The following is an 18080-nucleotide window of genomic DNA, read 5'->3' as shown; positions in this document are numbered from 1 at the left end:
GAGCAAGCTCACTCCTACAGGGGGCATGCGATGTAACGAATTCTTTATATCAGCGCTTCAGGGTTTTCACGCCTTCCTGAGTTCCCAGCAACAGCAGGTCTGCCGAGCGTGCCGCGAACAGGCCACTGGTAACCACGCCGACGATGGCGTTGATCTGGGCTTCGAGCTCCACCGGGTTGGTGATGTTCATGTTGTGTACGTCGAGGATGATGTTGCCGTTGTCGGTCAGCACGCCTTCGCGATAGACCGGGTCGCCGCCCAGCTTGACCAGTTGCCGCGCCACGTGGCTGCGGGCCATCGGGATGACCTCGACCGGCAGCGGGAATGCGCCCAGGACTGGCACCAGCTTGCTGCCGTCGGCGATGCAGATGAAGGTTTTTGCCACGGCCGCGACGATCTTCTCGCGGGTCAGGGCTGCGCCGCCGCCTTTGATCAGGTTCAGGTGTTCGTCGCTCTCGTCGGCGCCGTCGACGTAGAACTCCAGGTCGCTGACCGTGTTCAGCTCATAAACCGGAATGCCATGGCCCTTGAGGCGTGCAGCGGTGGCTTCGGAGCTGGCGACCGCGCCGTCGAACGCGCCTTTGTGCTGCGCCAGTGCGTCGATGAAGCAGTTGGCGGTGGAGCCGGTGCCGACGCCCACGATGCTCTTGTCGTCGAGTTTCGGAAGGATGAAGTCGACGGCTGCCTGAGCAACGGCCTGTTTGAGTTGATCCTGGGTCATGCGGGGCTCCACGGGGGCCAAAGGACACAAAAAGGGCGGGCATTATAACGGCATGCCGGGGTTAAAGCCTGACTCTTGGTGTGGTCGTGCGTCGGGGCGCGGGGTAGACTTCTCGGCCTTGCCCTTTTCGCCAGTGATGCTTTCCCGATGCTCGAACAGTACGTCAAGAAAATCCTCACCTCCCGCGTCTACGACGTCGCCGTGGAAACCCCGCTGCAAGGCGCCCGCCAACTGTCCGAGCGGCTCGGCAACCAAGTCCTGCTCAAGCGCGAAGACCTGCAACCGGTGTTTTCCTTCAAGATTCGCGGCGCCTACAACAAGCTGGCGCAGCTGAGCGCCGAAGAACTGGCCCGTGGCGTGGTCACGGCCTCAGCGGGCAACCACGCCCAGGGGCTGGCGCTGGCGGCGAAGAAACTGGGGATCAAGGCGACCATCGTCATGCCCAAGACGACACCCGAGATCAAGGTCGAAGGCGTGCGTTCGCGGGGCGGCAAGGTGGTACTGCACGGCGACTCGTTCCCCGAAGCGCTGGCGTATTCGCTGAAGCTGGTCGAGGAAAAAGGCTACGTCTACATCCACCCTTACGACGATCCAGACACCATCGCCGGGCAAGGCACGGTGGCGATGGAAATCCTGCGTCAGCACCCGGGCAAACTGGACGCGATCTTCGTCCCGGTGGGCGGCGGCGGGCTGATCGCGGGTATCGCGGCATATGTGAAATACCTGCGTCCGGACATCAAGATCATCGGCGTCGAGCCGGACGACTCCAATTGTCTGCAACAGGCCATGGCTTACGGCGAGCGCGTCGTTCTGCAGCAGGTCGGGCTGTTCGCCGACGGCGTGGCGGTGGCGCAGATCGGCCAGCACACCTTCGACATCTGCAAGGATTACGTCGATGAGGTGATCACCGTCAGCACCGACGAAATCTGCGCGGCGATCAAGGACATCTACGACGACACCCGCTCGATCACCGAGCCTGCGGGCGCCTTGGGTGCGGCGGGCATCAAGAAGTACGTCGAGCAGTACGAGGTCAAGGGCCAGACGTTCGTGGCCATTGAATCGGGCGCCAACGTCAACTTCGACCGCCTGCGCCATGTCGCCGAGCGCGCCGAACTGGGCGAGGGCCGCGAAGCGATCATTGCCGTGACCATCCCCGAGCAGCCCGGCAGCTTCAAGGCCTTCTGCGAAGCCGTGGGCAAACGACAGATCACCGAATTCAACTACCGCTACCACACCGACCGCGAGGCGCACATTTTCGTCGGCGTGCAGACCCATCCCGAGAACGACCCGCGCAAGGCCCTGATCGCCAGCCTTACCGCGCAGGGCTTTCCGGTGCTGGACCTGACCGACAATGAACTGGCCAAGCTGCACCTGCGGCACATGGTCGGTGGGCATTCGGAACGGGTCAGCGATGAAGTGGTGTTCCGCTTCGAATTCCCCGAACGGCCGGGCGCGTTGTTCAACTTCCTCAACAAGCTGGGCGGCAAGTGGAACATTTCGATGTTCCACTACCGCAACCATGGCGCGGCGGACGGTCGCGTGGTCGCGGGGCTGGTGGTGCCCGAGGACGAACGGCATCTGGTGCCCCAGGCGTTGGCGGAGATTGGCTATCCGTATTGGGATGAGACGAACAACCCGGCTTACAAGCTGTTCCTGGGCTGAATCCGATCTGCTTTTGATTCTGCCGAAGGCGTGAGAGCTGCCCGCGTGCTTCTGCTTTTGATTCTGGCCGAAGGCCGTGGGAGCCCGACTTGTCGGCGATCTGCTGCGCAGCGGCAGTAAAGCCTGATACTGCAATCTGTCAGGCGCAGCTCGACTAGTGATTTTACTGCCGGTACCCGGCAGATCGCTGGCAAGCCACGCTCCCACGCCCTTTGGGCAGAAGCGAGATTGCCGGCCGACGCAACTTCCTGGGCGCAGCTACGCTCAACGGACCGCCTCTGAAAAGGAATAAACCGCGATGGAACACTTTGCTGCACTGAAAATCCTGCACATGGTCACCACTGCGCTGCTGTTCCTCTGCGGTGCGGCACTGACCGTCTGGATTGTTCGCGGTCGCAGGGCGGGGGATCTGACCGTTCAGAACCGAGCCATGCAGCGGCCCTGGGTGTTCGTCTGGTTGCTGATGGGGCTGTGCCTGCTGACGCTGCCGATCAGCGGCTGGTGGTTGGTTCATTACGCCGGCTGGCCGCTGGGGCAGATATGGCTGCTGGGAGCGAGCATTCTCTACACCTTTGGCGCCCTGAGCTGGGCTTGGCTGGCCGTACGGGTCAACAGGCTCCGGCGGCCAGTGATTGTCGGCAATCCGAAATTTACCTTGGGATTGGCGGTCTTCAGCGCCGTTTGCTTTGTTGCCATTGCAGGGCTGATGGGCGCCAAGCCCGTCTGATCCCGACATTCTGACAACACGCCCAACCCTGCTTCGGACGGTTTGCGCCGATGAGTGACTTCCTGCTGCTCAAAACCCTGCACATCCTGTCTTCAACAGTCCTCTTCGGATTGGGTGCAGGCTCTGCCTATTACTCGTTCCGTGCATGGCGCAGCGGCAAGGTCGAAGTCATCGCTGTGACCTTCAGGCATCTGGTGTTCGCGGATTGGGCATTTACCACCACCTCGGCGATCTTTCAGCCATTGAGCGGCCTGGCGTTGGTGTGGATGGCGGGATGGCCCTTGTACCAAAGCTGGCTGCTGTGGACCTTCGGGCTTTATGTGCTGGCGGGGCTGTGCTGGGTACCGGTGGTGTGGCTGCAGATCCGCGTGCGGGAAATGGCCGAGAGGGCCTTGCGAGAGAACACCCCGATGCCGATGACTGCCTCTACTTATATAGGCTGGTGGTTCTGTTCGGGGTCGGTGGCGTTTTCGGCGTTCGTGGTGATTTTCTTTTTGATGGTGTGGAAGCCTGCCTGACACTGAGATTTTACCCAAGCATCTTTTTACTGGCGCAAAACCTTTGTAGCAGTCCGGCTTGCCGGCGGTGACGTCATCAAAATCGCTACCGCCGGCCTGACTGCTACAGGGGAATGTGCAAAGCGCTCAATTGCGTAGCGAAATCACCGGCCAGCCACGGCGGGTGGCCTCGGCGCGCAGTTTTTCATCGGGATCCACGGCAACCGGATTCGTCACCTGCTCAAGCAGCGGCAGGTCGTTCATCGAATCACTGTAGAAGTAGCTGTCGTCGAGATTGAAGCCGTTTTCTTCGATCCAGCGATTCAGGCGAGTGACCTTGCCCTCACGGAAGCACGGGACATCGGTGGTTCGGCCCGTATAGCGCCCGTCGACCATTTCGCATTCGGTTGCCAACAGCGTATCGATGCCCAGACGCGCAACGACTGGCGCTGTGACGAAGCGATTGGTGGCAGTGATCACGACCAATTTGTCGCCGGCAGCGCGGTGCTTGTCGATCAGCGCCATGGCTTTGGGCAGGATCAGGGGTTCGATGCAGTCGCGCATGAAATCCAGATGCCATTCGTCGAGTTGGGCCATTTCGGTGCGACCGAGAATTTCCAGGCTGAAATTCAGGTAATCGGTCAGGTTCAGCGTGCCGGCCAGATAGTCTTGATAGAAGGCGTCGTTACGGGCTTTATACGCAGCACCGTCAAGGATGCCGCGCTCGCACAGGTAGTCTCCCCAGGCGTGGTCGCTGTCGCCGCCCAGAAGGGTATTGTCGAGGTCGAATAATGCCAGGCGCATGCGGTTACTCGCTGAAATAGCTGAAAAAAGAGCACAAGAATACGAGGTTTCACCAAGAGATCGCATCTATTAATGCAGTTGTCACGATAAGCTGTCGACGCCTCGTTGCTGCCTTCACGATCTTTGTGGAACAATGCGGCGACATGCGTTTGCGAGGTTGTAGCCGTGATCGACCCCGATGGTTTCCGCCCTAATGTCGGGATAATTCTGACAAATGATGCTGGCCAGGTTTTATGGGCTCGCCGTATCAATCAAGATGCCTGGCAGTTTCCGCAAGGGGGAATCAACCCTCAGGAGACGCCGGAAGACGCGCTCTACCGTGAATTGAATGAAGAAGTCGGGCTGGAAAGGCACGATGTAGAAATTCTTGCCTGCACCCGTGGTTGGTTGCGCTATCGTCTGCCGCAACGTTTGGTTCGTACCCACAGCCAGCCGCTGTGCATCGGCCAGAAACAGAAATGGTTTCTCCTGCGCCTGATCTCCAACGAGCAACGGGTGCGGATGGATTTGACCGGTAAACCGGAATTCGATGGCTGGCGCTGGGTCAGCTATTGGTACCCGTTGGGCCAGGTGGTGACATTCAAGCGCGAGGTGTATCGACGCGCACTCAAAGAGCTTGCCCCGCGCCTGCTGGCGCGCGACTGACACGGAGTTCGACCCCGAGCCATGCTCAATACGCTGCGCAAGATCGTCCAGGAAGTTAACTCCGCCAAGGATCTCAAGGCGGCGTTGGGGATTATTGTGTTACGCGTCAAAGAGGCCATGAGCAGCCAGGTCTGCTCGGTCTATTTGCTCGATCCAGAATCCAATCGTTTCGTGCTGATGGCGACGGAGGGCCTGAACAAGCGCTCTATCGGCAAGGTCAGCATGGCCCCCAATGAAGGCCTGGTCGGCCTTGTTGGTACTCGTGAAGAGCCACTGAACCTGGAAAACGCCGCCGATCACCCTCGTTATCGTTATTTCGCCGAAACCGGCGAAGAGCGTTATGCGTCTTTCCTCGGCGCTCCGATCATCCACCACCGGCGTGTGGTCGGCGTTCTGGTTATCCAGCAAAAGGAGCGGCGTCAGTTCGACGAAGGCGAAGAAGCCTTCCTTGTGACCATGAGCGCCCAACTCGCGGGCGTCATCGCCCACGCTGAGGCCACCGGCTCGATTCGTGGTCTGGGGCGTCAGGGCAAGGGTATTCAGGAAGCCAGGTTCGTCGGTGTGCCAGGATCCCCCGGCGCTGCGGTCGGTACGGCGCTGGTCATGCTCCCGCCAGCGGACCTTGAGGTGGTGCCGGACAAGATCGTCACCGATATCGATGCCGAGCTTAAGCTCTTCCAGAACGCCCTTGAGGGCGTTCGCGGCGATATGCGCACCCTTTCGGCGAAGTTGGCAACGCAGTTGCGACCCGAAGAGCGTGCATTGTTCGATGTCTACCTGATGATGCTCGACGATGCGTCGTTGGGCAGCGAAGTCACCAACGTCATCAAGACCGGCCAATGGGCGCAGGGCGCATTGCGCTCGGTGGTCAACGAGCATGTCAAACGTTTTGAGCTGATGGACGACGCCTACCTGCGCGAACGTGCATCGGACGTCAAAGACCTTGGCCGCCGCTTGCTCGCTTATCTGCAAGAGGCGCGTCAGCAAGCGCTGGTGTATCCCGACAACACGATTCTGGTCAGTGAAGAGCTGTCCCCGGCCATGCTCGGCGAAGTACCCGAAGGCAAGTTGGTCGGGCTGGTGTCGGTGTTGGGTTCAGGCAACTCCCACGTTGCAATTCTTGCTCGGGCCATGGGCATTCCGACGGTCATGGGTGTGGTCGATCTGCCGTATTCCAAGGTCGACGGCATCGAACTGATCGTTGATGGCTACCACGGCGAGGTCTACACCAACNGAGCGTCAGCTGTCCCAGGGCCTTGAAGCGTTGCGCGAGCTGCCGTGCGTGACGCTGGACGGGCACCGCATGCCGCTGTGGGTGAACACGGGGCTGCTGGCTGACGTGGCCCGCGCCCAACAGCGCGGCGCCGAGGGTGTGGGCCTGTATCGCACCGAGGTCCCGTTCATGATCAACCAACGCTTTCCGAGTGAAAAGGAACAGCTGGCAATCTATCGTGAGCAACTGGCGGCGTTCCATCCGTTGCCGGTGACCATGCGTACGCTCGACATTGGCGGCGACAAGGCGCTGTCGTACTTCCCGATCAAGGAAGACAACCCGTTTCTGGGATGGCGCGGTATTCGTGTCACGCTCGATCACCCGGAAATCTTTCTGGTTCAGACCCGCGCCATGCTCAAGGCCAGCGAAGGCTTGAACAACCTGCGGATTCTGCTGCCGATGATCTCCGGCACCCACGAAACCGAAGAAGCCCTGCACCTGATTCACCGTGCCTGGGGCGAAGTCCGCGACGAAGGCACCGATGTGCCGATGCCGCCGGTGGGAGTGATGATCGAGATTCCGGCGGCGGTCTATCAGACCCGTGAGCTGGCGCGTCAGGTGGACTTTCTCTCCGTCGGTTCCAACGACCTGACCCAGTACCTGCTGGCGGTTGATCGTAACAATCCTCGCGTCGCCGATCTCTATGATTATCTGCATCCGGCAGTGTTGCAGGCCCTGCAAAGTGTGGTTCGCGACGCCCACGCCGAAGGCAAGCCAGTTAGTATCTGCGGCGAGATGGCCGGTGATCCCGCTGCGGCGGTGCTGTTGATGGCGATGGGTTTTGACAGCCTTTCGATGAACGCCACCAACCTGCCGAAGGTGAAGTGGATGCTGCGTCAGATCAATCTGAGCAAGGCCAAAGAGTTGCTGGCCCAGTTGATGAAGAACGACAACCCGCAGGTCATCAGCAGCTCGCTGCAGTTGGCGCTGAGGAATCTTGGATTGTCGCGGATGATCAATCCTGGGTCTGTCAAAGGGCATTGATCTTCGCTACCGCCTTTGTAGGAGCGCGCTTGCCCGCGATTGCGGTGTGTCAGGGACGGGTTTGTGAATGACATACCACAATCGCGGGCAAGCGCGCTCCTACACGGGATCCGCCTAAATCATCAGATATTTAAGCTCACCTCCCCCAACCTTCCGCCATACGGCCCGAAACTGTGTTCGATCATGCGTCGGCTGCCATCGTCATTGACGATCAGCACGGTGCTTGCTCGCGTTCCATAGTTGGGGCTGGCGATGAACACGCTGGACAACAGCTTTTCAGTGGCAAGACCAACACCGGTGCTGGGTAGATCGGCGTCGGCGGCCGCCTCGGGGTCGGCGAGAAACCTGAACAGCGCCTCAGGCTCAGGGTTATCAAGGTGCTCGGACAGCGCGGCCCTGGCTTTCAGCAGTTTTGGCCACGGCGTATCGAGCCCTGCGTTGGACACGCCGTACACCCCCGCCGACAATTGCCGAGGCGTAGGGTCGGTGGCATTGATGAAGTGCAGTTCCTGGCGATTTCCCACCAAAAGGTTGAAGCCGCCATACTCAGCCGAGCGTCCTGCGACCTCGCGCAAGTATTCGTCAATCGACAACGGACTGTTCAAGAAATGAGCAACCAGCTCGCCCCGCGAGCGACGACCCGGCGGTTTGCCTGGATCGCGAATATTGGTCAGCGCCGCAAAACGCCCGTCTGCGCTGACTCCCAGCCAAGTGCCACCGGCCTCCAGGTCGCGCCCTGCATACACGTTCGGGGCTTCCTCCCACTGTCCCAGCGGCAGAGTCGGGCGGGCATAGAATTCGTCACGATTGGCCGCCAGAATCAGCGGCTGCGAGTGGTCAGGGCGCCAGGCGAAGACGATCAGGCACATGCAGGTCTCCTTTTTTTGTCACTCTACGCACAGATCCGGTGGACATCCATCGCGCGCTGCTAGAGAGGAATCGGTCGGTCCGGTAACATGCCGCACTGATTTTCGGAGACTCCCATGGAATTTCTGCTCTATCTGGCTCTGGGCGCATGCGCCGGGGTGCTGGCCGGGCTGTTCGGCGTCGGCGGTGGCATCATCATCGTTCCGGTGCTGGTATTCAGTTTCACCCTGCAAGGTTTCGATACGTCGGTGCTCACCCATCTGGCTGTCGGCACCTCGCTGGCGACCATCGTCTTCACGTCGATCCAGTCGGTTCGTGCGCATCATCGCGTCGGCGCGGTGCAATGGCGGGTGGTCGGCTGGATGACCCTCGGCATTCTTGTAGGCGCGGGTCTGGGTGCGTTGACCGCGAGCTACATTGCCGGGCCGTACCTGCAAAAGATCATTGGCGTGTTCGCGATTCTGGTGGCGTTGCAGATGTTTCTCGATCTGCGACCCAAGGCCAGTGAACAACCTCACGGCAAACCAGGCCTGACCATCGCGGGTGTGGTGATCGGCTGGGCGTCGGCGATTTTCGGGATCGGCGGTGGATCGTTGACCGTGCCTTTCCTGACCTGGCGCAGTCTGACCATGCAACAGGCGGTGGCCACCTCATCGGCCTGTGGCTTCCCGATTGCCGTCGCCAGTGCCCTAAGTTTCATGATTCTTGGGTGGCACGATGCGTTGCTGCCACCGCATAGTCTCGGGTTCGTGTACCTGCCCGCCTTGGTCGGCATCGCAGTAACCAGCATGTTCTTCGCAAGGTTTGGCGCGAAACTGGCGCACAAACTGTCGCCCAGAGTGCTGAAACGACTGTTCGCGCTGTTGCTGGTAGTCGTGGGCACGAGTTTTCTGATCTAGTTCTGCTTTGTCGCTCGATGAGCGTTTCTATCTTGAGGAGTCGCAATGCTGCCTTACCCGCAGATTGACCCGGTAGCCGTGGCCATCGGTCCGCTGCAAATTCACTGGTACGGCCTGATGTATCTGGTCGGTATCGGCAGTGCCTGGTACCTGGCGTCACGTCGCTTGAATCGTTTCGATCCGACATGGACCAAGGAAAAGCTCTCGGACATGATCTTCTGGGTCGCGATGGGGGTCATCGTCGGCGGACGACTGGGTTACGTGCTGTTCTACGACCTGCCGAACTACATCGCCAATCCGCTGCTGATCTTCGAAGTGTGGAAGGGCGGGATGGCGTTCCACGGTGGATTCATCGGAGTGATGATCGCCACGTACTGGTTCGGCAAGCGCAACGGCAAGTCGTTCTTCCAGTTGATGGACTTCATCGCGCCGATGGTGCCGATTGGCCTGGGTGCCGGACGCATCGGCAACTTCATCAATGGTGAGCTATGGGGTAAACCGACTGACCTGCCCTGGGCCATGGTTTTCCCTCCATACAGCGATCCTGCGCAACTGCCGCGCCATCCGTCGCAGCTGTATCAGTTTGCGCTCGAGGGTGTGGCACTGTTTGTCATTCTCTATTTCTTCTCCCGTAAGCCGCGCCCGACGATGGCGGTGTCCGGCATGTTCGCGCTGTTCTACGGGATTTTCCGTTTTGTCGTGGAGTTCGTCCGCGTGCCGGACGCCCAGTTGGGTTATCTGGCCTGGGGCTGGGTCACCATGGGGCAGATTCTCAGCCTGCCGATGATCATTGGCGGTCTGGTGCTGATCTGGCTGGCCTACCACCGCGCGCCGGCTGCCAACAAGGCAGCCGTTTGATTCGAATCGCCGAGCTCCAAGGGCTCGGCGGATTCACTGATACAGAGGGCCTTTGGGCATGAAGCAATACCTTGAGCTGTTACAGGACGTCATCGCCAACGGAACGCGCAAGGGCGACCGCACCGGCACTGGCACCACCGCTGTGTTCGGTCGTCAGATTCGCCACAACCTGGCCGATGGCTTTCCGTTGCTGACCACCAAAAAACTGCACTTCAAAAGTATCGCCAATGAGCTGATCTGGATGCTCAGTGGCAATACCAATACCCAGTGGCTGAACGAAAACGGTGTGACCATCTGGGATGAGTGGGCCACCGAAGACGGCGACCTTGGGCCCGTCTATGGCGCGCAGTGGACCGGCTGGCCAACGAAGGATGGCGGCAAGATCAACCAGATCGACTACATGGTCGATTGCCTGAAGAACAACCCCAACAGCCGACGAATCCTGTTCCATGGCTGGAACACCGAATACCTGCCGGACGAGAAGCTGTCGCCGCAGGAGAACGTCAAGGCCGGTCGCCAGGCGCTGGCGGTCTGTCATCTGCTGTATCAGGCGTTCGTCGCAGACGGCAAGCTGTCCATGCAGTTGTACATTCGCAGCTCCGATGTGTTCCTCGGCCTGCCTTACAACATTGCGGCCCTGGCGTTGCTGACTCACATGCTAGCGCAGCAATGCGATTTGATCCCTCACGAAATCATCGTCAGCCTGGGCGATACCCATGCGTACTCGAACCACGAAGAGCAGATTGCAACGCAACTGACCCGCACGCCGAAAAAGCTGCCTCAGTTGAGGATCAATCGTCGTCCAGAAAGCATCTACGACTACCGTTTCGAAGACTTCGAAATTGTCGGCTATGATGCTGACCCAAGCATCAAGGCCCCCGTCGCCGTTTAAGTCTCACTCCTCGCACGACCTCGCCCTGTGGGAACCCGCTTGCTGGCTCCCACACCGGCTGCATGCAATTCCATCATCTCTATTAAAACCGCACAAATATTCTATGTTCTAACCGGTACAAACGAAGTTGTGCGCCTGACTGCAGCCAATAACACTTTCGATTGTTGCAGTTGCGTAATAACTGTTTTGCACGCCCGTAAACAAAATTGTCTTGATAGATATTTTCAATCCATGGATTGAATATATCGAGTTTAAATTCATTGAATGTTTGTTCTATAGTCGGGGCTACCTATAAGTCTTTAGCCTGACACGCGTTCGGAAATAACCATCCATGACCACGACGAACTTCAGCACTGACACCTTTTCCACCCATACCTCCGGTCTCTATCGCACCGCCGCCCGGATACTCAACCAAGCCGGGATCCAGATTAACGGGGCGGCGCCTTCTGATATCCGCTTCAACGGCCCGGGGGTTATCGAAAGGGCGTTTGCTCAAGGGAATCTGGGGCTTGGCGAGGCTTACATGGAGGGGCAGTGGGACAGTGAACATCTGGATGAGTTTTTCCACCGTCTGCTGAAAACCGGCATGACCGATGATGTGAAGCCTATGCGCCTGGTGTTCTATGCGCTGATGGCCAAGTTCATGAACCGGCAGAACGTCAAACGCTCCAAGACCGTCGGCGAAGTGCATTACGATCTGGGTAATGAGTTTTACTCGAAGATGCTTGACTCGCGCATGACGTATACCTGCGGGTACTGGGAGAATGCAACCAGCCTTGAAGAGGCTCAAGCCGCCAAGCTGGATCTGATCTGCCGCAAGCTGCAGCTCAAGCCCGGCATGCGGGTGCTGGATATCGGCTGCGGCTGGGGCAGCTTCATGAGCTACGCCGCCGAGCACTATGGCGTCGAAGCGGTGGGCGTGAGTATTTCCAAAGAGCAGATCGCCTGGGCCCAGGAGCGGTACAAAGGACTGCCACTGGAGTTCCGTTTTCAGGATTACCGAGAGCTGAACGAATCCTTCGATGCCATTGCCAGCGTGGGCATGTTCGAACACGTCGGTCGCAAGAATCATCGTGAATACATGGAACTGGCCCATCGCTGTTTGAAGCCTGGCGGTTTGTTCCTGTTGCACACGATTGGCAAGAACCAGCGTAACTCTTATCCTGACCCGTGGATCGACAAATACATATTCCCCAATGGCGACCTTCCTTCCATCGGGCAAATGGGCGATGCCATGGACGGGCTGTTTGTCGTCGAAGACTTGCACAACTTCGGTGCTGATTACGATAAGACACTGATGGCCTGGCATGACAACTTCATGAAGGCCTGGCCGCAGTTCGAAGCGCAGTTGGGCCAGCGTTTTTTCCGCATGTGGCGCTATTATCTGTTGTCCTGCGCCGGTGCATTCCGCGCCAGGGACATTCAATTGTGGCAATGGGTGCTGTCCAAGGGCGGCGTGCCGCATGGCTACCACCGCAGCCAGATTTAACGCCTCACCGTGTAGGAGGGCGCTTGCCCGCGATGGGGGAACGTCAGTGACAAATATGTCGATTGGCGGACTTTATCGCGGGCAAGCGCGCTCCTACAATGTAAACAATCATCGCTCTACGCTATCGATCAATTAATAAACGATTGATTTCCTCTATTCACCCAGTGTGGACTCACAATGAGCTTAAGCACCGGGTTTTCCCTATCGTTCTCCACATCGAACAGACAAAGGCCGGTTTCGACAGAGACCGCCCAAGCACGTGACCCTTGTGGAGAGAAGCGCATGAGCAACAAACTGACGACCGCATTTGGCGCCCCCGTAGTCGATAACCAGAACATCCAGACGGCAGGCCCCAATGGCCCTGCACTGCTGCAGGACGTCTGGTTTCTGGAGAAGCTGGCTCACTTCGACCGTGAGGTCATCCCGGAGCGCCGCATGCACGCCAAAGGCTCAGGCGCATTCGGCACGTTTACCGTAACCCACGACATCACCCGATACACCCGGGCTAAAATTTTCTCGCAGATCGGCAAGCAGACCGAAATGTTCGCCCGCTTCTCTACAGTGGCAGGTGAACGCGGCGCAGCGGATGCCGAGCGCGACATTCGCGGTTTCGCGCTGAAGTTCTACACCGAAGAAGGCAACTGGGACCTGGTGGGCAACAACACACCGGTGTTCTTCCTGCGCGATCCGCTGAAATTCCCTGACCTGAACCATGCCGTCAAACGCGATCCGCGCACCGGCATGCGCAGTGCTGAAAACAACTGGGACTTCTGGACGCAGCTTCCTGAAGCCTTCCATCAGGTCACTGTGGTCATGAGTGAGCGTGGCATTCCGCGCAGCTACCGCGAGATGCATGGTTTCGGCAGTCACACCTACAGCTTCCTCAGCGCGCAGCACGAGCGTTTCTGGGTCAAGTTCCACTTCGTCTCGCAGCAAGGCATCGCCAATCTGAGCGACGCCGAGGCGCAGGATCTGGTGGGCCGTGACCGTGAGTCGCATCACCGTGACCTGTACGAGAGCATCGAGAACGGTAACTTCCCGCGTTGGAAACTGTTCGTGCAGATCATGCCGGAGAAAGAAGCCGGCTCATATCACATCAACCCGTTCGACCTGACCAAGGTCTGGCCGAAGAGTGACTACCCGCTGATCGAAGTAGGCGTGTTCGAACTGAACCGCAACCCGGAGAACAACTTTGCCGATGTGGAGCAGGCCGCCTTTGCGCCTTCCAGCGTGGTGCCCGGCATCAGCTTCTCGCCAGACAAGATGCTGCAAGGTCGGTTGTTCTCTTACGGTGATGCGCAGCGCTACCGCCTGACCGTCAACTTCCATCAGATCCCTGTGAACTCGCCACGTGCCGCGTTGCACGTGAACAGCTACCACCGCGATGGCGTGATGCGCATCGATGGCAACCGCGGCGGCATGACCTCTTACGAGCCCAACACCAGGGGCGCGTTTCAGGAGCAACCGGATTTCAGAGAGCCGCCGCTGTCCATCGAGGGCGCTGCGGGCCACTGGAACCACCGTGTGGATGACGATTATTTCTCCCAGCCGGGCAATCTGTTCCGCAAGATGAGCCCGAAAGAGAAACAGTCATTGTTCGACAACACAGCCCGAGCCCTGCGCGGCGTATCGGCGCCGATCATTGAGTTGCACATCAAGCACTGCACCCTGGCCGATCCGGAGTACGGCGCAGGCGTGACCGAGGCGGTGGAGCGTATTCATCACGGTTGATTGCGATTAAACAAAGCCCCCGACTGATGAGGTCGGGGGCTTTGTTATGTCTGTTGCCCTACGCCAATTCTCTGTAGGAGTGAGCTTGCTCGCGATTGCGGCGCGTCAGGTACGAATATCTCAGATGACACACCGCAATCGCGAGCAAGCTCACTCCTACACAGGCGGCATTCGCGCTAATGCCCGTGGCTTCTGCCTACGTGAGAATGTTCGAGTTCAGGCGTAACCACGCTGCCGCTTACCTCTAACCGATCCAGAATTCCGCAGTGATCCGGGGCACCTTCGCTGCAGCGCTGGCGAAGGTCGATCAACTGTTCCTGAAGCGCCTGCAGGCTGGCGATGCGTGCACTGACATGCTGGATGTGTTCGTCGATCAGCGCATTGACGCTCTCGCACTGATCCTGAGGACTGTCTCGCAAGGTCAGCAGGCTGCGGATCTCATCAAGGGTCATGTCCAGGCTGCGGCAATTGCGGATGAAGGTCAGGCGCTCGACGTGCTCCTGGGTGTACAGCCGATAGTTGCCTTCGCTGCGAGCAGGCTCGTCCAACAGGCCTTCGCGCTCGTAATAGCGAATGGTTTCAACCGGGCAGTCCGTGAGTTTTGCCAGCTCGCCGATCTTGAAAGACGCAGTCATGGTCATCGATCTCATTTTGTGGCTTGACCCTATAGTGGCTACAGGGTGTTCACTTGGCAACACGCACACCAAGAGACTCAACCGATGAGTGACTCTGTACACAAACATTCGCCGCACGATCATGCCGGGCACGACCATTCGGCTCATGGCCATGATCATCCGGCTCCTGTGGAATTTACCCCCGTAGGCAAGCACGAGCCTCACGCTCACTCTTGCTGTTCCCATGAAGATGCGCCTGCCGTCGTCAACGTTGGCACCGGTTCGACTGACAACGCTCAGCTCAGCCGCTTGCGTATCGAAGCCATGGACTGCCCCACCGAGCAAACGCTGATTCAGAACAAACTGGGCAAGATGTCCGGCATTCAGAAGCTCGAATTCAATCTGATCAACCGCGTGCTGGGTGTCTGGCATGAGTTGCCCTCCACCGATCCGATCCGTGAGGCGATTGGCTCATTGGGCATGCAGGCGGACGTGATCGAGGAGGGCGCCGACAAGGACACGGCATCGCTGCCTGCACCGAAAAAACCATGGTGGCCGCTGGCGTTGTCCGGGGTCATGGCCGTAGCCGCCGAGATCATCCACTTCACCGATGCTGCGCCCACCTGGGTGGTGGCGTTGATTGCCTTGGTCGCGATTTCAAGCGGCGGCTTGACCACCTATAAAAAAGGCTGGATTGCCCTCAAGAACTTCAATCTCAACATCAACGCGCTGATGAGCATCGCGGTGACCGGCGCTGTGCTGATCGGGCAATGGCCGGAAGCGGCAATGGTGATGTTTCTGTTCACCGTGGCTGAACTGATCGAAGCCAAGTCGCTGGATCGGGCACGCAATGCCATTGGTGGTTTGATGCAGCTGACGCCTGAAACCGCGACCGTCCAGCAGGATGGCCAGTGGATTGAGGTCGAGGTCAACCAGATCGCTCTGGGCAGTGTGGTTCGGGTCAAGCCGGGCGAGCGGATCGGGTTGGACGGCGAAGTGGTATCGGGCCATTCCACTATTGATCAGGCGCCGATCACTGGTGAAAGTATGCCGGTGGAGAAGACCATTGGCGATAAGGTGTTCGCCGGGACCATCAACCAGGCTGGCTCACTGGAATACACGGTGACGGCTGCGGCGAAGAATTCGACGCTGGCGCGGATCATTCATGCGGTTGAGGCAGCTCAGGGCGCGCGGGCGCCCACTCAGCGTTTCGTCGACCGTTTCTCGAAGATTTACACCCCGGCCGTGTTCGCTCTGGCACTGGCGATGGCGGTGATCCCGCCGCTGTTCATGGGCGCGGCATGGTTCGACTGGATCTACCGCGCGCTGGTGCTGCTGGTGGTGGCCTGCCCCTGTGCCTTGGTGATTTCGACCCCGGTGAGCATTGTCAGCGGCCTGGCTGCGGCGGCGCGCAAAGGTATTCTGGTCAAGGGCGGCGTCTATCTGGAAATGGGGCACAAGCTCGATTATCTAGCGCTGGACAAGACCGGCACCATTACCCATGGCAAGCCGGTGCAGACCGATTACGTGCTGCTCGACGATACAGTCGGCGAACAGGCTGTGGCGATTTCAGCAAGCCTGGCCGGGCGTTCCGATCATCCGGTTTCGCAGGCGATCGCGACTGCGTACGGTAAGGACGGCCACTTGCAGGTCGAGGTGTTCGAAGCCTTGGGCGGGCGTGGCGTAAAAGGCGAAGTCAACGGGCGCCTGTACCACTTGGGCAACCACCGCCTGGTGCATGAATCGGGCCTGTGTTCGCCAGCGTTGGAGGCCAGGCTGGAAGCGCTGGAAAGCCAAGGTAAGACCGTGGTCTTGCTGTTCGATGAGACAGGGCCATTGGCGCTGTTTGCGGTTGCCGATACGGTCAAGGACAGCAGCCGCGAAGCCATTTCGCAGCTGCATGCGCTGGGTGTGAAAACCGTGATGTTGACCGGCGATAACCCCCATACCGCCAAGGCCATTGCGGCTCAGGTCGGGATCGATCAGGCGCAAGGTAATTTGCTGCCCACCGACAAGCTGCAGGTCATCGAGAACCTTTACGCGCAGAACCATCGTGTCGGCATGGTCGGAGACGGCATCAACGATGCGCCGGCCCTCGCCCGGGCCGAGATCGGCTTTGCCATGGCGGCCGCAGGGACAGATACCGCCATTGAGACTGCCGACGTGGCGCTGATGGATGATGACTTGCGCAAGATACCGGCGTTCATTCGCCTGTCCCGCGATACCTCGGCCGTGCTCAAGCAGAACATCGCACTGGCGCTGGTGATCAAGGTGATCTTTTTGGTCGTGACCTTCGCAGGCATGGCGACCATGTGGATGGCGGTGTTTGCTGATATGGGCGTGAGTCTGCTGGTGGTGTTCAACGGATTGCGGTTGTTGAGGAAGTGACTCGGTTCTCGGCGGATCGCTTTTGATTCTGGCCGGAGGGCGTGGGAGGCCGGCTTGCCGACGATCTGCCGGGAACCGGCGGTAAATTCTATGGACGCGGTGTGTCTGATCCAGCCAGGGCGCCTGATTTAACTGCTGCTGCGCAGTAGATCGTCAGCTAGCTGGACTCCCACGGCCTTCGGCCAGAAGCTTATCTCGGCGTGCCAGATGACTACTTCCCGTATTTCTCCCGCCCCCAGGTAATCATGCCTTCGAGCAGTTCCTTGAGCACCGCACGGGTCGGCTCGGCCAGATCCTTGCGGTAGTGGAACGGCACGAACTCTTCCATGTAGGTGCTTTGCGCAAGTTCCAGCTGAACCGCGTGGATGTTCTGCGCCGGGTTGCCGTAATGGCGAGTGATGTGGCCGCCTTTGAAGCGCCCGTTCAGCACGTGGCTGTAGCTCCTGGCGCCTGCGCAGACCGCTTCGACGCGCTTCTCCAGTTCCGGATCGCAGCTGGCGCCGTTGAAGGTGCCGAGGTTGAAGTCTGGCAAGCGGCCGTCGAACAGGTGCGGGATGTGCCCACGAATCGAGTGGGCGTCGAACAGCATGGCGTAGCCGAACGCGTCACGCAGCCGCTCCAGCTCGATGCGCAGCGTGTCATGGTACGGCGTCCAGATCTGCTCCAGATAACGTGCCCGCTCTTCCTTGCTCGGCTCTTTGCCTTCCTTGAACAACGGATCGCCTTCGAACAAGGTCGAGGGATACAGCCCGGTGGTCGCTCCCGCATAAAGCGGCTTGTCATCGGAGGGGCGATTGAGGTCGATGACGAAGCGCGAATATTCGGCAGCCAGCGTGCTTGCGCCCAGATCATGGGCGAAGTCATAGAGGCGCGGAATGTGCCAGTCGGTGTCCGGCAGGCTCACGGCCTCGTCGACCAGACCATCGCGCACGACAGGCGTCAGATTCAAGCCTGGGTGCGGCATGCTGATCAGCAGCGGTACGCGACCGCGAGTGAAACTCAGAACCTTGTCCACGGTGTTCTCCTGAT

Annotated in this window: 16 protein-coding genes and 1 pseudogene; 12 read left to right on the top strand and 5 right to left on the bottom strand. The window is 59.2% G+C overall.

The features are described 5' to 3' along the window. Positions 1-49 precede the first annotated feature (49 nt). Entirely contained in the window at positions 50-721 is a 672-nt protein-coding gene (gene rpiA, locus D3M70_RS23115) for a ribose-5-phosphate isomerase RpiA (protein ID WP_120127939.1), read from the bottom strand. Between the two features lie 147 nt (positions 722-868). Between rpiA and ilvA the strand changes: the two genes are divergently transcribed. The 3 genes from ilvA (at position 869) to D3M70_RS23100 (ending at position 3628) form a co-directional block, all read left to right on the top strand. Then, the gene (gene ilvA / locus D3M70_RS23110; protein WP_120127938.1) at positions 869-2383 is read left to right on the top strand and encodes a threonine ammonia-lyase, biosynthetic; all 1515 of its coding nucleotides are present in this window, start codon (positions 869-871) and stop codon (positions 2381-2383) included. Positions 2384-2681: 298 nt separating this feature from the next. Then, positions 2682-3110, top strand: coding sequence for a DUF2269 family protein (locus D3M70_RS23105; protein WP_120127937.1), 429 nt, complete (start codon positions 2682-2684; stop codon positions 3108-3110). A gap of 50 nt (positions 3111-3160) precedes the next feature. Next, positions 3161-3628, top strand: a complete 468-nt coding sequence (locus D3M70_RS23100; RefSeq protein ID WP_120127936.1) for a DUF2269 domain-containing protein — start codon at positions 3161-3163, stop codon at positions 3626-3628. Positions 3629-3754: 126 nt separating this feature from the next. On the opposite strand, the gene D3M70_RS23095 is transcribed toward D3M70_RS23100, so the two are convergent. Beyond that, entirely contained in the window at positions 3755-4411 is a 657-nt protein-coding gene (locus D3M70_RS23095) for an HAD family phosphatase (RefSeq protein ID WP_120127935.1), read from the bottom strand. Between the two features lie 165 nt (positions 4412-4576). On the opposite strand from D3M70_RS23095, the gene D3M70_RS23090 reads away from it, so the two are divergent. The 3 genes and pseudogenes from D3M70_RS23090 to D3M70_RS33600 all read left to right on the top strand — a co-directional run. Then, positions 4577-5056, top strand: coding sequence for an RNA pyrophosphohydrolase (locus D3M70_RS23090; RefSeq protein WP_062379340.1), 480 nt, complete (start codon positions 4577-4579; stop codon positions 5054-5056). A 21-nt stretch (positions 5057-5077) separates the two neighbouring features. Continuing rightward, positions 5078-6289: pseudogene (locus D3M70_RS33605) on the top strand (phosphoenolpyruvate-utilizing N-terminal domain-containing protein); the annotation flags it as partial. A gap of 1 nt (position 6290) precedes the next feature. Beyond that, positions 6291-7313: putative PEP-binding protein (locus D3M70_RS33600; protein ID WP_305955105.1), on the top strand; the 1023-nt coding region annotated here is incomplete at its 5' end. Between the two features lie 122 nt (positions 7314-7435). On the opposite strand, the gene D3M70_RS23080 is transcribed toward D3M70_RS33600, so the two are convergent. Continuing rightward, positions 7436-8182, bottom strand: a complete 747-nt coding sequence (locus D3M70_RS23080; RefSeq protein WP_120127934.1) for an NRDE family protein — start codon at positions 8180-8182, stop codon at positions 7436-7438. 114 nt (positions 8183-8296) lie between these two features. On the opposite strand from D3M70_RS23080, the gene D3M70_RS23075 reads away from it, so the two are divergent. The 5 genes from D3M70_RS23075 (at position 8297) to D3M70_RS23055 (ending at position 14049) form a co-directional block, all read left to right on the top strand. Beyond that, positions 8297-9079: a sulfite exporter TauE/SafE family protein gene (locus tag D3M70_RS23075; protein ID WP_120127933.1), complete on the top strand. Its 783-nt coding sequence runs from the start codon at positions 8297-8299 to the stop codon at positions 9077-9079. A 45-nt stretch (positions 9080-9124) separates the two neighbouring features. Beyond that, positions 9125-9937 carry a prolipoprotein diacylglyceryl transferase gene (lgt, locus tag D3M70_RS23070; protein WP_120127932.1) on the top strand — a complete coding sequence of 271 codons (813 nt, stop codon included), beginning with the start codon at positions 9125-9127 and terminating at the stop codon, positions 9935-9937. Positions 9938-9995: 58 nt separating this feature from the next. Further along, positions 9996-10829: a thymidylate synthase gene (locus D3M70_RS23065; protein WP_120127931.1), complete on the top strand. Its 834-nt coding sequence runs from the start codon at positions 9996-9998 to the stop codon at positions 10827-10829. A gap of 331 nt (positions 10830-11160) precedes the next feature. Then, positions 11161-12318 (top strand): cyclopropane fatty acyl phospholipid synthase, encoded by a 1158-nt coding sequence (cfa, locus tag D3M70_RS23060; RefSeq protein ID WP_120127930.1) that lies wholly within the window; start codon positions 11161-11163, stop codon positions 12316-12318. 282 nt (positions 12319-12600) lie between these two features. Continuing rightward, on the top strand, positions 12601-14049 hold the full coding sequence (locus D3M70_RS23055) for a catalase (protein WP_120127929.1): 1449 nt from the start codon (positions 12601-12603) through the stop codon (positions 14047-14049). A 176-nt stretch (positions 14050-14225) separates the two neighbouring features. Here D3M70_RS23055 and cadR read toward each other — a convergent pair whose 3' ends face one another. Further along, entirely contained in the window at positions 14226-14684 is a 459-nt protein-coding gene (gene cadR, locus D3M70_RS23050; RefSeq protein ID WP_120128402.1) for a Cd(II)/Pb(II)-responsive transcriptional regulator, read from the bottom strand. Between the two features lie 84 nt (positions 14685-14768). Here cadR and D3M70_RS23045 point away from each other — a divergent pair, with 84 nt between their 5' ends. Next, positions 14769-17051 (top strand): heavy metal translocating P-type ATPase, encoded by a 2283-nt coding sequence (locus D3M70_RS23045; protein ID WP_120127928.1) that lies wholly within the window; start codon positions 14769-14771, stop codon positions 17049-17051. A gap of 211 nt (positions 17052-17262) precedes the next feature. Here the strand turns inward: D3M70_RS23045 and hutG are convergent, their stop codons facing one another. Then, a complete protein-coding gene (gene hutG, locus D3M70_RS23040; protein WP_120127927.1) occupies positions 17263-18066 on the bottom strand; it encodes an N-formylglutamate deformylase in 804 nt (267 codons plus the stop codon). Positions 18067-18080 lie beyond the last annotated feature (14 nt).

The organism is Pseudomonas sp. LS-2, from assembly GCF_003605735.1.
Classification (GTDB): Bacteria; Pseudomonadota; Gammaproteobacteria; order Pseudomonadales; family Pseudomonadaceae; genus Aquipseudomonas.
The sequence above is the reverse complement of the archived record's forward strand: the minus strand, read 5'-3'. Positions and strand labels throughout refer to the sequence as shown.

Bases quoted from the DNA above. Each gene is read 5' to 3' on its own strand.
- rpiA (WP_120127939.1), bottom strand. From the start codon at position 721: ATGACCCAGGATCAACTCAAACAGGCCGTTGCTCAGGCAGCCGTCGAC.
- ilvA (WP_120127938.1), top strand. From the start codon at position 869: ATGCTCGAACAGTACGTCAAGAAAATCCTCACCTCCCGCGTCTACGAC.
- D3M70_RS23105 (WP_120127937.1), top strand. From the start codon at position 2,682: ATGGAACACTTTGCTGCACTGAAAATCCTGCACATGGTCACCACTGCG.
- D3M70_RS23100 (WP_120127936.1), top strand. From the start codon at position 3,161: ATGAGTGACTTCCTGCTGCTCAAAACCCTGCACATCCTGTCTTCAACA.
- D3M70_RS23095 (WP_120127935.1), bottom strand. From the start codon at position 4,411: ATGCGCCTGGCATTATTCGACCTCGACAATACCCTTCTGGGCGGCGAC.
- D3M70_RS23080 (WP_120127934.1), bottom strand. From the start codon at position 8,182: ATGTGCCTGATCGTCTTCGCCTGGCGCCCTGACCACTCGCAGCCGCTG.
- D3M70_RS23075 (WP_120127933.1), top strand. From the start codon at position 8,297: ATGGAATTTCTGCTCTATCTGGCTCTGGGCGCATGCGCCGGGGTGCTG.
- lgt (WP_120127932.1), top strand. From the start codon at position 9,125: ATGCTGCCTTACCCGCAGATTGACCCGGTAGCCGTGGCCATCGGTCCG.
- D3M70_RS23065 (WP_120127931.1), top strand. From the start codon at position 9,996: ATGAAGCAATACCTTGAGCTGTTACAGGACGTCATCGCCAACGGAACG.
- cfa (WP_120127930.1), top strand. From the start codon at position 11,161: ATGACCACGACGAACTTCAGCACTGACACCTTTTCCACCCATACCTCC.
- D3M70_RS23055 (WP_120127929.1), top strand. From the start codon at position 12,601: ATGAGCAACAAACTGACGACCGCATTTGGCGCCCCCGTAGTCGATAAC.
- cadR (WP_120128402.1), bottom strand. From the start codon at position 14,684: ATGACTGCGTCTTTCAAGATCGGCGAGCTGGCAAAACTCACGGACTGC.
- D3M70_RS23045 (WP_120127928.1), top strand. From the start codon at position 14,769: ATGAGTGACTCTGTACACAAACATTCGCCGCACGATCATGCCGGGCAC.